Here is a 13,687-nt window from a genome sequence, read left to right on the forward strand (position 1 = left end):
GGCATGACGTCGGCACCCCGTTCGGCGCTGAACTCCCCCGCGTGAGGACCGGCCAAGGCGATCGACTGCACGTTCAGGGTCACATCACCGTCGTTGCGGAGGCCGAAGCTCGTGAGCGCCATGGCGCCGACCGTGACGCTGGCGAACTGGTATTGCAGCGGTGAGACGGTGAGTTGTGGCACCGACCCTTCGCCGAAGAGGGTGTACGAGTCGACCAGGGGGTTGCCGCTGGCTATGGAGAAGGTGTCGAAGCTGAGCTCCCCGGCGTCCGCCGTGATCAGCATGGCGCCGAAGTTGGCGGCGTACCGCACGGCGCTGCCCGGTTGCGTGGTGCGGAAGCCGCGCAGGCCGGAGCCCCCGATGCCGACGACGAAGTACGGGAAGCCGTCGAAAAGGAAGCGCTCGTAATCGTGATCGTGCGCCGCGATCACGGCGTCCGCCCCCCACTGCCGGAAGGGCCAGCGCATGGGGAGGGCTCCGCCGTGCTCGCCGCTCGAGTACGCCGTGTGGTGGAAGTAGACGATCTTCCAGGGGGCGTTGGAGGCGGCCAGCTGCGAGCGCAGCCATTGCGCCTGCACCGAAGTGCTGTCCCTGCCGTTGGGCTCCTCGGGGTTGCTGTTGATGGCGAAGAAGTGGATCGGTCCGTAGACGAAGTCGTAGTAGCGCTCGTTCCCCGAGGTGTTCGAGCTCTGGACCGAGGCCCCGGGCAGGGCGAAGTAGTTCAGGTAGGCGTTCACTCCCCCACCATCGCCGTAGTCGTGGTTGCCAAGGCAGGGGAAGAAGCGGTTGATCGAAGACCCCGGCGGGAAGCCGCCGCTGTAATTCCCGATGTACCGGGAGTAGTACTTGCCGATGTTCGTGTCGATGGGACCGGCGTCGTAGCTGTTGTCCCCCGCGGTGACCACGATGTCCGGGACGAAGCTGTGGACGAGATCGGCGACGGCGGCTTCATTGGGACTGTTGTCGCCGTAGTCGGCGATGACGGCGACGCGGACCGCGGCCCAAGCGGCGTGCAAGCCGCTCCCGCCGAGGAGAACGGCGAGGAAGAGGGAAAGGAGGAGGGTCGGGCCCGGGAGGAGCTGGCGGAATGGGCGCATGGATGTCCGAGGCAACGGCGCTAGGGCCGAGGGGAACGACACGACGCCCATCGAGCCATCCCTTGGCGGGCAGGAACGAGAGCGACCGATGTGTTGACGATACCTGTGCGATCTCAAGCTTAGCGGTTCTGGTCGCACCCCTCAAGATCGGCGCGCCATTTCACGGCGGGATGCGCCATCGCCGGGATCACCGACCCCGGTCTGGGGAGGAATTGGAAGCAAGAAGAGATGAATTGGGGCATCTACCCCAGGAAGTGTACGGCGTTCAGGTGATCCGGTCGCTTCCGTCGGCGATCAGGATGGCCGGATCGGGCTGCAGTCGCAGCTGCTGCGGGTGGGAAAGGCCCCTTTCCTCCAGAAACGCACGCACGCCAGCCTTCACCTCGGCGAGAAGCGTCGGCCGGGAATAGAGCACTGTGCCGAGCTGCACGGCCGTGGCTCCCGCCATGAAGAACTTGAGAGCCTCCTGCGCCGAAGCGATGCCGCCCACGGCGACCACCGGGATGCGCACGGCCCCGGCGATCTCCCAGACCTTGAGTAGCGCCACGGGGAAGATGGCGGGGCCCGAGAGCCCGGCGCGCACGCGGGCGAAGGTCGGCCGGCGGCGCTGGAGATCGATGTCCATCCCTGCCAGCGTGTTGATGGCGACCACGGCGTCGGCGCCACCCTGCTCGGCGCCGCGGGCCAAGTGCACGATGTCGGTCACGTTCGGCGTCAGCTTGATCGCCACCGCCCGGTCCCGCAAACGCTCCTTCACCGTGCGGGTGAAACGTTCCACCGCCCGCGCTTCCGCGGCGTCGCGGTCCCCACCGGTGTCCACGTTGGGACAGCCCAGGTTCACCTCGACGGCGCGCACGGCCTCGTGCTCGGCCAGTCGCTCGGCCATCCGCGCGTACTCCTCCACCGTCTCGGCAGCGATGCTGACGAAGGGCACGCCACCCGCCGCCACCAGGGCCGGCAGCTTTTCGCGCAAGTAGGCATCGAGGCCGACATTTTGCAGGCCGATGGAGTTGAGCAGGCCCGACGGCGTCTCCTGCAAACGCGGTACGGGGTTCCCGGTGCGAGGCAGCGCGGTCACCGTCTTCGTCACCACCGCACCGAACTCGCTGGGCGGGAGGAAGGCAGCGTACTCGAGGCCATAGCCGAAACAACCCGAGGCGGCGAAGTACGGATTGGCGAAGCGGGCCGGACCGAGGCGGACGGTGTACTCAGACATGCTCGCGCCCTCCATCGATCCCGACCAGGTCGGCGCCGCGGAACACCGGTCCGTGGGTGCAAATCGGCACGGTGCCGTTGCGGGTACGTGTCACGCAGCCCATGCACACGCCGACGCCGCAAGCCATGACCTCCTCGAGCGAGAGGTACACGTCGCGCACGAGATCGCGGACCGCCAGGTGCAGAGCCGCCATCATCGCCGGGGGACCGCAGGTGAGCACCGTGGCCTGCCGCGCCTTCGCTCCCAGCCGGCGCAGCAGATCGCGACAGAGATCGACGCAGGTGCCGTGGAAGCCGAGCGAGCCGTCGTCGGTGCTGGGAAGGATCTCGCCGCGCACACCGGCCACGGCGTCGAGTTCGACGTCGCGGGAGCTGCGGCCGCCGTAGAGGATGGTGTACTCCATCGACGGCGACAGGGCGTCGAGCCGGCGCGCCAGGAAATGCAACGGGGCGATGCCGAAACCGCCGCCCACGAGGAGAAGCGGACCGCCGCCCAGGTCCGCCGGCGCCGGAAAACCATTGCCGAAGGGTGGACTCGCCTCGACTCGGTCCCCGGGCCGGAGTGCGACCAGCTCGCCCGAAGCGTGACCCACGGGCTTCACCATGTAGCTCCGCCAGCCATCGCCCTCGTCGTGGATGCTCATGGGCCGGCGGATGAGGTGCAGCGAGGGCTGGGCCAGGAGCATGGTGAATTGCCCGGGGCGCGAGCGCGGGGCTGCGACGCGTGCGGCCGCGTCTTCGAGGCGGAGCAAGTGGGAGCCGCCGCAGAGCGGCCGGTTCTCGAGCAGCGTCGCCGCGATGATGGTACCTCCGGTCAGGGCGAGAGCGAGGTGTCGGGAGGCGCCGCGGAGGTGGTGTCCTTCGCTGCGGCGGCCGTGCTATCGACGGGCGCGGCGGCGCTCGTGGTGTCGACCGGAGCTGCGGTCGTGTCACCGGGGGCTGCTGCCGTGCTGTCGCCGGGAGAGAATACCGAAGCTCCCGCCGTGTCGGTGAACGCTTCCCCCCTCGCCTCCGGCAGGACACCGCTCGCGTCGGGCACCGCCGCTCCCGGGTTGCGCAGGGCGGCGGCGAAATCCGCGGCGCGCTGCGCCTGCGGCGACCCGGGGTACTCTTGCGTCACCCGGTCATAGGCGCCGATGGCCAGACCCGGCTCGGAGAGGTAGCGGTCGTAGATCCAGCCGATCCCGAGAGCCGCTCTCGGGGCCGAACCGCTGCGCGGGTAGTCCGCCAGGAGCTGCTGGCACTCGCGCAGCGCCAGCCAGGGCTGCTCCAGCTCGAAGAGGTCGATCTCGGCCACACGCAGCAGGTGTCCCGCCAGGTCTTCGAAGCGTGTTTCGATCTCCACCAGGCTGCGTAGCGAGTCCGGTCCGGAGCGCGGATCCGCCTCGCCCTGACGTGGCGGCTCCAGCCCCCGGGAAACGCGCCAGCGACGCTGCACCTCCGCCGCCGGGCGCAGCTGCTCCATGGCCGCCGTGCGCGCCCGAATGGCGGCGCTCTTCTTCTTGGCGCGCTCGACGATCGGGCTCGCGCTCGTCCCCTGACCGCGCTGGGCCAGATCGTAGGATTCCTGCGCCTTGCTCCAGCGCCCGAAGCGACGGTGGATCTCGCCGATCTCGTACTGCGCTCGCGAACCGGTTTCGCCGCGCGGGTCGGTGCGCGCCACCTGATCCAGGTCCGCCAGAGCTTCCTCGGGCTTGCCGAGCCAGGCCAGGGTCACGGCGCGCTCGATGCGGAGGAGTGGATCGGCGTTGAACTTCGTCGCCCGCTTGCGCAGGCGCTCGAGTTCGACCTCCGCCTCGGCGAGCAAGCTCATCGCCTGCTGCCGCTGCGCCTGCAACGATTCCGGCAGGGCGGTGGCCGCAGCCGACGACGGCGCCGCGGCGGTGTCCGCCAGCGCCTCCTGCATCTGCACCCGCAGTCCCGAGGGCAGGTCCTGCTCGGTGTACAGAGCCGGATCGGCGAGAATCAGCTCCGCCTCGTCGCGTTTGGTGAGCGAGATCTGCAGCTCCGCCTCGAAGCGCTGTTCCTCGGTGAGCTCGAGCGTCAGGGCCTGCTGGTATTCCGCCCGCGCCTCCGGGAAATGCAGGTCGTCGTAATACGTGTCCGCGATGCGCAACCGCGCCGCACTCACGTGGCGGCTATGCGGATTCTCCTGGATGAACTGCCGCAAGGCTTGCCGCGTGCTCTCGCTGTCCTTGGCGTCGAGCACCGCTTCCGCCGCGCGGTAAGCCGCCTCGACGCGGTAGGGGCTGTTGGGATAGTTGCGCTCCAGATTCTCGAAGGCGGCGGCGGCCCCGGCGGCATCGCCCTGCGCCAGCGACGCCAGGCCGAGATGGAACCAGGCGCCTTCGGCGAACTTCGTGTTGGGGAAGCGATCCAGGAGATCGCGCAGCGAGCCTTGCGCCTGCACGTACTCGGCGCGATGGAAATGGCTGACACCGATCATGTAGAGGGCGTCATCCACGTACTTGCTCTTCGAGTGGTAGCGCAGCAGATCGTGGCACTTCTTGATGCACGCGTCGTACTGGGCCGCCGCCTTCTCGGCGGAACTCCCCTTCGCGGTGCGGATGCTCTCCGCATCCTCGAAGAGCTTGTTGGCGTTGTAAAAGGTGTTGAAGTAGGCGCAACCGCCGAGGGCGAAGGCCAGGAGGGGCGCCAGGGCGCGGCGGGCTCGCGGGCGGCGCGGCCGGGGGGCGTCGTGCATGCATTCTCCTGGGGCGACCGGCGCGGGCACGATCGAAGATGCAAGGGCTCTGCCGCGGCGTCAACCGCCCCGGGCCAGCGACGGCGTGGGCTCCGGCGCCCGATGCACCAGCCGGCCGCGGTAGATGGTGGCCTGGACGCGGCCTCGCAGCGTCCGCCCGAGGAAGGGCGAATTCCGCGCCCGGGAGCGCAAGGATTCCGCCCCCACCAACCAGCGTGCTTCGGGATCGATGAGGGCGAAGCTGGCCGGTGCGCCGGCCACGAGCCGCCCTGCCTCCAGACCGAAGCGGCGAGCCGGTGCCAGACTCATTCTCTGCACCAGATCGAGGAGCTGCAGGCGCCCGCTGCTCACGAGACCGGTGTGAGCCACGGCGAATGCCGTCTCCAGACCGATCACGCCCACTGGGGCACGATCGAACTCCAGCTCCTTCTCGTCCGGAGCGTGCGGGGCGTGATCGGTGGCGAGCATGTCGATGCTGCCGTCGGCGAGGCCTTCGAGCACTGCCTGCCGGTCCGATTCGCTCCGCAGTGGCGGGTTCATCTTGAAGTTGGCCGAATAACCCACCAGCTCGCGGTCGGTGAGCTCCAGGTGATGGGGCGTGGCTTCGGCGGTGACGTCGACCTTCCAGGTGTGTTTGGCGAGCCGCAGGATGTCCACGGCGCCGCGGGTCGACACGTGCGCGACGTGCAGCGGCGCACCGGTCTCCCGCGCCAGCAGGACGTCGCGGGCCACGCCGATTTCCTCGCACGCGGCGGGGATGCCGGGAATGCCGAGCTGCGTCGACCAGGTGCCCTCGTGCATGTGGCGGCCATGGGCCAAGGACTTCTCCTCGGAGTGGGCGATGACCACCAGGCCCAGCATGGCGGCGTGCTCCAAGGCGTGACGCATGAGCGCAGCACTCTCCACCGGGCTGCCGTCATCGGTGAGGGCGACCACGCCGGCCTGCCGCAAGTCCTCGTACTCCGCCAGTTCCTGCCCGGCACGCCCGAGCGTCAGGGCCCCGGCGGCGTGCACGTCGCAGTGGCCGACCTCACGGCCGCGACGCAACACCGTCTGCACCACGCCGGCATGATCCAGGGGCGGCAGCGTGTTGGGCATCATGATCACGCTGGTGAAACCGCCCGCCGCGGCGGCGCGACTGCCCGACTCGATGTCTTCCTTGTATTCCTGTCCAGGCTCGCGGAAGTGTACGTGCGGATCGACGAAACCCGGGGCGAGAGCCAAGCCGCGGCAAGGCACTCGCGGCACCGTCGCGGCGGCGCTGCTCTGGCCAGCGAAGACGACTTCGACGATCCCGCCGTCACGGATCCAGATCTCGCCTGGCCCCTGCCGCCGGCTCTCCGGATCGAGCAGGATGGCACCGCTCAGCACGTATTCCCCCGGCAGCGTTTCGCTCTCCAGGTGCATCCCTTCTCCTTCGGCTCGAGCTTCTTGGCGAGGCTGGACTCGCGAAGGAGCTCAGGAAAACTCTAGGCGCTGGTGGCGTGCAGGCGCCGCGCTGTCCCCGTGGCCGCCGCCGCCTCGCCGCCCGCGCGCTCGCTCTCCTCTGCCGCCGGGCCGGCGCCGCCCGCGAAGAGGTAGCACACCGCCATGCGCACGGCGACGCCGTTGGTGACCTGCTGCAGGATCACCTGGCGCGACCCATCGGCCACGTCGGAGGCGATCTCGACTCCCCGGTTCATCGGCCCCGGGTGCATGACGAAGCACTCCGGTTGGGTCCCGCGCAGGACCTCGTTGCTGATCCCGAAGAGGCGCATGTACTCCCGCGGGCTCGGGAAGTTCGGCGTGCCGTGGCGCTCGAACTGGATGCGGAGCACGTTGATGGCATCGGCGTCGCGCACCGCCCGGCGCAGGTCGTACTCCACCTGCACGCCCAGATCCTCGACGCTCTTCGGCATCATCGAACGCGGCCCGCAGACGGTGACGTGCGCCCCCAGCGCCCGCAGGCCCCAGAGGTTGGAGCGCGCCACCCGGCTGTGGGCGATGTCGCCGACGATGGTGACCCGGCGGCCCGCCAGGTCGCCCAGACGCGCGCGCATCGTATAGAGGTCGAGCAGTCCTTGCGTCGGGTGCTCGTGCTGGCCGTCCCCGGCATTCACCACCGAGGCCACCGTGTGCTCGGCGAGCATGTGCGGGACCCCGGAGGTGCCGTGCCGCACGATGAGCATGTCGATCTTCATCGCCTCGAGGTTGGCCACCGTGTCCCGCAACGTCTCCCCTTTGGAGAGGCTGCTGCCGCTGCTGGAGATGTTCACCACGTCGGCAGAGAGGCGCTTCTGCGCCAGCTCGAAGCTGACGCGGGTGCGGGTGGAGGGCTCGAAGAAGGCATTGACGATGGTGCGGCCGCGCAGGGTCGGCACCTTCTTCACTGGGCGTTCGAGGATTTCTTCGAAGCTGCTGGCCAGGTCGAGGATCCCGTGGATCTCCCGGGCGTCCATGCCTTCCAGGCCGAGCAGATGCTTGCGCGGTGGGATCATGTCTTCATCTCCCCCACGAGAACCTGGTCGGTGCCGTCGATCTCCCGCACCTGGACCTTGATGATCTCGCGCTTCGAGGTCGGCACGTTCTTGCCCACGTAATCGGCGCGGATGGGCAGCTCCCGGTGCCCGCGGTCGACGAGGACGGCGAGCTGGATCGAGCGCGCCCGGCCGAAGTCCATCATCAGCTCGTCCAGGGCGGCGCGTACGGTGCGCCCGGTGTAGAGGACGTCGTCCACCAGGACCACGTTGCGCTCGTGGATGTCCACGGGGATGCGGGTCTCGCCCACCCGGGGCTGCGGGCCGAGCGTGGTCAGATCGTCGCGATACAGGGTGATGTCCAGCGTTCCGACCGGGAGGTTGCAGTGTTCGAAGCGCACGATGGCGGCAGCGATGCGTTCGGCCAGCTGCACGCCGCGGCGCTGGATGCCGACGATGACCAGGCTGTCCGAGCCGCCGTTGCGCTCGATGATCTCGTGGGCGATGCGTTGCACGGCCCGTTGCATCTGTTCGGCGTCCATGATGGCCGCCTTGGCGACGAAATCAGACACGTCGCTCTCCTTGGAGCAGGGGGATCCGGGATGGGTCGGGGGCAGAAAAAAATCCCTCCCGGAGGGAGGGTTGTGGCGAGAGGTTCCTTTGCGTGCAGGCTGGCGCCTTCATGACCTTTCCTAGCCTCGCAGGACCAAGTTAAAAGGTGCTCGGCGTGCCAGGGACCGCGGGCGTCTCCAGCTCCTTGAATCTACAACGGACGGGCCGAGCATGGCAAGGGCGGTGTACTCGGAAGCGGCGAATCATCTTGCCAGGCTCGGAGGGCTTGCCCCACCTTCGCGGCCGGTCGTGCGGACGCGAGGCTCAAGGTGCGGCTGATTTCCCTGCAGGAGGCGGCGGCACGGGCGCGGGAAACGCTCGTACGTTTCCCGTTGGTGCTCTTCGCCGCGTGCGTGGCGGCCGGGTACGCGCTGGCGCTGGTCGGTCATTCCGGGGACGATACGCTGCGCCTACGCGGGCTGCTGGCGGCGCTCCTCGGACTCCCCTTGCTCACCGCGGTCGCGACGACCGGGGAGCGCGCTGGTTGGCGGCGGGCGACGCGCACGCTGGTCGGGCTCACGGCGCTCCTGCTCCCCGTGGGCTTCTGGTGGGCTTCCGGCACCTGGACGGAGACGACCCGCACCCTTCGCTTCGCTCAGCTGAGCGTGGCGCTGCACCTGCTGGCGGCCACGCTGCCTTACCTCGGCACCACGGCGCAGCGTGGCTTCTGGCAGTACAATCGCATCCAGTTCCTACGCTTCTTGACCGCCGCCTTGTTCGCCGGCGTCCTCTTCGGCGGCCTCGCCATCGCCTTGCTCGCCATCGACAACCTTTTCGGTGTCCGTGTCGATGAGGACTGGTACGCCCGGATGTGGATTGTGATTGGCCTCGTCTTCCATCCTTGGTTCTTCTTGGGAGGCTTGCCTCGCGACCTGAATGCGCTCGAGGCGCGCGAGGATTATCCCGGGGGCATCAAGGTTTTCGCTCAGTTCATCCTGATTCCCGTCGTGACCGTGTATCTCATGATTCTCACCGCCTACCTCGTGCGCGTCCTGGTCACACGGACCTGGCCGAGCGGTTGGATCGGCTACCTCGTCTCCAGCGTGGCGGCTGCCGGCACGCTGGCGCTCTTGCTGGTGCATCCCGTGCGCGAGCGCTCCGACAGCCGCTGGGTGGACAACTACGGCCGCTGGTTCTATGTGGCGCTGCTGCCCTCCATCGCCATGTTGCTCATGGCCATCTGGCTGCGCGTCGATCAATACGGGCTGACCGAGCCGCGCTATTTCCTCACCATCGTGGCGCTGTGGTTGGCAGGGATCGCGCTCTACTACGGCTTCACCGGCTCACGCAACATTCGCGTCATCCCTACGACCCTCGGCGCGCTGGCGCTGCTGACCTTCGTCGGTCCTTGGTCCGCGTACTCGGTCTCGCGGCTCAGTCAACTCACCCGTTTGCGCCATCTCCTCCGCGGCCACGAGATGCTGACGGAGTCCCGTCTGCAACCGCCGGCGGGCGAGGTCGGCTTCGAGGCTCGCCGCGAGATGAGCGCCGTGCTCCGCTACCTCATCGACACGCACGGCGCGAGCTCCCTCGGGCGCATCGCGGCCGCGCTGCGCCAGGCGGCGGAGGTTGCTCTGCGCGCGGATGCGCCCGCACGCGCCACCGATCATCCGGCGGCACACGCCGTCATGGACCGGATAGGCGTGGCCTACGTGGAACGCTGGCAGGAGACTCCGGAGGGTCAGGTGTCGTACTTCGCCGACTTGAGCCAGCAGGCCGTCCCTCTCGACGGGTACGAGTGGCTGGGGCGCCTCGACCTCGTGGCCCGAGTCGACCTGCCGCTGGGGCCGGACACTCTGGCCTTCGCGCCCCAGACGGCGCCGTCACGCACCGTCGTGTCCCTGCGCGGGCGGCCCATTCTGGAGATCTCCCACGATTCGCTGCTCGTGCAGGCGAGGACGGCCATGACGACGACCCCGGCGGGAGGAAAAGGTCGGCCACTCCCACTGACGATCGATGCCGAAGGCGAGGGCTTGCGCTTGCGCTTGCTCGTGAGCGCGGTGTCGGGTCGCGGTGCCGGAGCGACGGCGGAGCTTCACTCCAGCGATGCACTGGTGCTGCTCCGGCTGAGCCCGGAACCGCGCTGAAAACAGAAAGGCCTCCCCCCGCCCGGGAGCGGAGGGAGGCCGCGGTCGATCCTTGGTCACGCGAACTCAGCGGAAGAGAACCTTCACCTGGCTCCATGGCGCGGGGGTGACCGCCACCGTGCAGTTGTTCACCGCGCCGGGAGTGTCGATGGTGAGGGAGCCGAACGGCCCGATCACCAGGCCGGTGCTGCAGCGGCGCACCATGCCGGGGACGAAGGAGCCATCGGGGCCGACCACGTTCGGCGTGTACAGGTATTCTTCGTTGGCGCCGCTCACGGGGCAGTTGTAAGCGCTTCCCTTCGACAGACCGATGCTGTCCACGATCGAGGTCCAGGGCGTGACGTCCAGGACGCCGTCGTCGTTCGTATCCAGGTCCTGGGTCAACGACCCGGTGAACCCCGTCACCAGCAGATGGGTCACGTTGTCGGTGTTCTCGAACGCCAGGGCAATCGACGCATCGTAGCCGGTCAGCACGGGCGTCGCGGCGCTGTTGCGGGCGGCGAAGTAGCCGTCGGCCTGGATGGAGAAGCTGCTCAGGTCCGCGAAGCTCTCGATGACGCCGCTGCAACCACCGCTGTTGCTGGAGCTGCTGCCATCGCCGAGGACGACGTAGGTGTAGCCCGTGAGCGGCGTATTCGCCGGGCCGACGAGCTCGAAGTACTCATCCGTGTCGGTTCCGGTGTTGTCGGTGCGGATCTCGTTGATGAGGATTTGGCCGGAGGCCAGGCTGGCGAAGGCCGCCAGGCAGGCCGGCACCAGCAGGATCGAGCGATAGCGAAGACGCATGTTGCAACCTCCTGCTTCGGAGCGTGCTCCCCCTCCCCACCTCGACGCGACGGCAGGGGGCCCGCCGCACGGGTGCGGGGCGTGGGGGAGATCGGGGCGAATCTTGACGTTGCGAGTTTAACAGAGCGTGCCCGGGCGGGCAACGCCGCTCGGCTGCGCGCGGGTGCGCTCGCCGCTTGTTCAGGAGTGCGCTCCGGGACGATGCCAGAGGGCGAGGAGTGCGGCGGCGATGCGACGCAGATCGGGCTGCGGCGGCAGGCCCAGGACGCCGTAACCGCGCAAGGTCTGCGCCAATGCGGCGGTGCGCGGCAGGCGCACGCCGCAGGTTTCCACCAGCTGGGGGTCGCCCCAGAACTCTTCGGTCGGTCCCTGGAACACCACGCGCCCGGCGTCGAGCACCACGAGGCGCGTGCAGGTGGCGGCCACGAAGTCGGCATCGTGGGAGGCGACGCAGTAGGCCACGCCGCGGGCGTGCATGCGTTCGAGGATGGCACGGAGACGCTCGATTCCCTCCGCGTCGAGACCGAGGGTCGGTTCGTCGAGGAGCACGAGACCGCGTTGCTGCGCCAGCGCCCCGGCCAGGGCGACGCGCCGCTTCTCCCCCCCGCTCAGATGAAATGGCGGGCGGGCGGCGAACTCGGCTGCGGCCAGGCCGACATCCTCGAGCGCCTGTTCCACCCGGGTCCGGATCTCGCCGGGAGCTACCCCGCCTTGCCGCAGGCCGTAGCCCACGTCCTCCGCCACGGTCTCCGCGAAGAGCTGGTGCTCCGGGAACTGAAAGACCAGACTCGGCTCGCGCTGCTGCGGTGCGTGCACGCTCCCGGCGTTGGCTTCCACCAGGCGCGCGCACACGTGCAGCAAGGTGGTCTTGCCGGACCCGGCGCGTCCCATGAGCCCGAGACGATCGGCGTGGTGCAGGTCGAAGCTGACGCCACGGAGCGCCAGGTTCTTCTCCGGCAGCCCCGCGTCATAGGCGACCTCGACGGCGCGCAGCTGCAGGAGCAGCTCCGGGTCGGACCTCACGCCGCACCTCCCCCGGGGCCCGGCACGCCGAGACCGGTCAGCACGCGATCCAAGGAAACCGTGGCGCGGTGCAAGCGGCCGGCGCGCACCAGTTCTTCTGCCAAACGCCAGACGAGCGGCAGGCCGACGCGCGCCACCACCTCCGGCGGCAGGTGGGCGAAGACCGCATCCGGGGGGCCCTCCGCCACCAACCGGCCTTCGTGGAGAACGAGAACCCGAGGGCTGGAGGCGGCCAACTCCGCATCGGTGGTCACGCGCAGCAATGCCGTGTCTGCCGGCAGGTCGTCGACCTGGCGCCAGAGGCGTTCGGTGCTGCGCCGGTCGAGGAGACAATCCGTTTCGTCCAGGACGAGCGCGCTCGGGCCCATGACCCAGACGCAGGCCAGCGCCAAGCGGGCCTTTTCGCCGCCGGACATCTCGTGCGGCGGCGCCTGCTCCCGCCCGCGCAGATCGAAATCCTCCAGGGCGCCGCGCACCGCTGCATGCATGCGCGGGGTGGGCTCGTTCAGGTTCTCCAGGCCGAAGGCGATCTCGCGCTCCACCGTCGTGGTGACGAATTGGTGATCCGGATCCTGGAAGAGGAGCCCGACGTGGCGGCGCACCTCGAAGCGGGCGCTGGGATCACGGGTGTCGAAACCGTGCACCAGCACGCGCCCCCGGCTCGGCAGCACCGTGCCGTTGAGCAAGCGCGCCAGGGTCGTCTTGCCGCTGCCGTTGCCGCCGAGGAGCGCCACGCGCTCCCCTGCTTGCAGCCGGAAGCTGACGCCGTCCAGGACCGGCTGCGGCCGACCCGGGAGCTCGACGCTCACGTCGTGCACTTCGATCATGCGGAGCCCTCGTCGTGGTCGCCGGGCCTTGCACAGGAATCGCGTCGGGCGGCAAGTCTTCGACCTTCGTAGGCTACGACCCACCGCACCGTGTCGCAATCTCCTTGACTCGAAAACCAGTTCCTTCGCACCATGCGCGACCTGGATGGTGACCCGTGGTCATCCAGTTCCTGGGAGATCGCGCCTTCCTTGCGCTCGGCGCCCGGCGGCGCGCGGCGCCGCACGACGGGAGCCCGATGCATCACATCCTCGAGACCCTCGGCCACTTCGTGGTCACGGTGATCTCGACGCTGGGCTACGCCGGCGTCGTGGTTTGCATGGCGATCGAGAGCGCCTGCATCCCGCTGCCGAGCGAGATCATCATGCCCTTCTCGGGCTACCTCGTCTTCACCGGTCGTTTCTCGCTCTGGTGGGTCTCCGTGGCCGGGGCTTTCGGCTGCGTGGTGGGGTCGGTGGCCGCCTACTACCTGGGAGCCTATGCCGGCCGCGGCTTCATCGAACGCTACGGCCGCTTCGTCCTGGTGACGCGGCACGACCTGGATCTGGCCGACCGCTGGTTCGCCAAGTACGGCCACGCGGCGATCTTCGTCAGCCGCCTCCTGCCGGTGGTGCGCACCTTCATTTCCTTCCCCGCCGGCGTGGCGCGCATGCCCATGCTGCCCTTCCTCCTCTATACCTTCCTGGGCTCCCTGCCCTTCTGCGCCCTCCTCGCCTGGGTGGGGAAGGTTCTGGGCGAGAACTGGAATACGCTGCGCAAATACTTCCACGGCGCCGACCTGGTGATCGGCGCCCTTCTCCTTGCCGGCGCTATCTACTGGGTGTGGCGGCACGTGACGATCCTGCGCAAGGAAGCGCGGGAGAGGCGGCCCTGACCGGCCGT

12 protein-coding genes are annotated in these 13,687 nt (G+C 68.9%); 2 read left to right on the forward strand and 10 right to left on the reverse strand.

Going from position 1 to position 13,687, the window contains the following annotated elements; translation table 11 throughout:
• The 7 genes from VFE28_12570 to pyrR form a co-directional block, all read right to left on the reverse strand.
• Positions 1–1,097, reverse strand: a 1,097-nt coding sequence (locus VFE28_12570; protein ID HZM16826.1) for a metallophosphoesterase, incomplete at its 3' end; no start/stop codon positions are given.
• Between the two features lie 265 nt (positions 1,098–1,362).
• Positions 1,363–2,313, reverse strand: coding sequence for a dihydroorotate dehydrogenase (locus tag VFE28_12575; GenBank protein ID HZM16827.1), 951 nt, complete (start codon positions 2,311–2,313; stop codon positions 1,363–1,365).
• Positions 2,306–3,064 (reverse strand): hypothetical protein, encoded by a 759-nt coding sequence (locus VFE28_12580; GenBank protein ID HZM16828.1) that lies wholly within the window; start codon positions 3,062–3,064, stop codon positions 2,306–2,308. The genes VFE28_12575 and VFE28_12580 overlap by 8 nt, the downstream gene beginning before the upstream one ends.
• Before the next feature lie 62 nt (positions 3,065–3,126).
• Entirely contained in the window at positions 3,127–5,016 is a 1,890-nt protein-coding gene (locus tag VFE28_12585; protein ID HZM16829.1) for a tetratricopeptide repeat protein, read from the reverse strand.
• Positions 5,017–5,076: 60 nt separating this feature from the next.
• Positions 5,077–6,423 (reverse strand): dihydroorotase, encoded by a 1,347-nt coding sequence (locus VFE28_12590; protein HZM16830.1) that lies wholly within the window; start codon positions 6,421–6,423, stop codon positions 5,077–5,079.
• Positions 6,424–6,485: 62 nt separating this feature from the next.
• Positions 6,486–7,493: an aspartate carbamoyltransferase catalytic subunit gene (locus tag VFE28_12595; GenBank protein HZM16831.1), complete on the reverse strand. Its 1,008-nt coding sequence runs from the start codon at positions 7,491–7,493 to the stop codon at positions 6,486–6,488.
• A complete protein-coding gene (gene pyrR / locus VFE28_12600) occupies positions 7,490–8,014 on the reverse strand; it encodes a bifunctional pyr operon transcriptional regulator/uracil phosphoribosyltransferase PyrR (protein ID HZM16832.1) in 525 nt (174 codons plus the stop codon). Before pyrR ends, VFE28_12595 begins: the two co-directional genes overlap by 4 nt.
• Positions 8,015–8,353: 339 nt before the next feature.
• Here pyrR and VFE28_12605 point away from each other — a divergent pair, with 339 nt between their 5' ends.
• Entirely contained in the window at positions 8,354–10,171 is a 1,818-nt protein-coding gene (locus VFE28_12605; protein HZM16833.1) for a DUF4153 domain-containing protein, read from the forward strand.
• Between the two features lie 66 nt (positions 10,172–10,237).
• On the opposite strand, the gene VFE28_12610 is transcribed toward VFE28_12605, so the two are convergent.
• The 3 genes from VFE28_12610 to VFE28_12620 form a co-directional block, all read right to left on the reverse strand.
• Positions 10,238–10,957, reverse strand: coding sequence for a hypothetical protein (locus VFE28_12610; protein ID HZM16834.1), 720 nt, complete (start codon positions 10,955–10,957; stop codon positions 10,238–10,240).
• A 180-nt stretch (positions 10,958–11,137) separates the two neighbouring features.
• Positions 11,138–11,980, reverse strand: a complete 843-nt coding sequence (locus VFE28_12615) for an ATP-binding cassette domain-containing protein (protein ID HZM16835.1) — start codon at positions 11,978–11,980, stop codon at positions 11,138–11,140.
• Positions 11,977–12,807, reverse strand: a complete 831-nt coding sequence (locus VFE28_12620; protein HZM16836.1) for an ATP-binding cassette domain-containing protein — start codon at positions 12,805–12,807, stop codon at positions 11,977–11,979. Before VFE28_12620 ends, VFE28_12615 begins: the two co-directional genes overlap by 4 nt.
• 236 nt (positions 12,808–13,043) lie before the next feature.
• Here VFE28_12620 and VFE28_12625 point away from each other — a divergent pair, with 236 nt between their 5' ends.
• Positions 13,044–13,679, forward strand: coding sequence for a DedA family protein (locus tag VFE28_12625; protein ID HZM16837.1), 636 nt, complete (start codon positions 13,044–13,046; stop codon positions 13,677–13,679).
• The last annotated feature ends 8 nt before the right edge of the window (positions 13,680–13,687 follow it).

The organism is Candidatus Krumholzibacteriia bacterium, assembly GCA_035649275.1.
In the GTDB taxonomy this organism is placed as follows: domain Bacteria; phylum Krumholzibacteriota; class Krumholzibacteriia.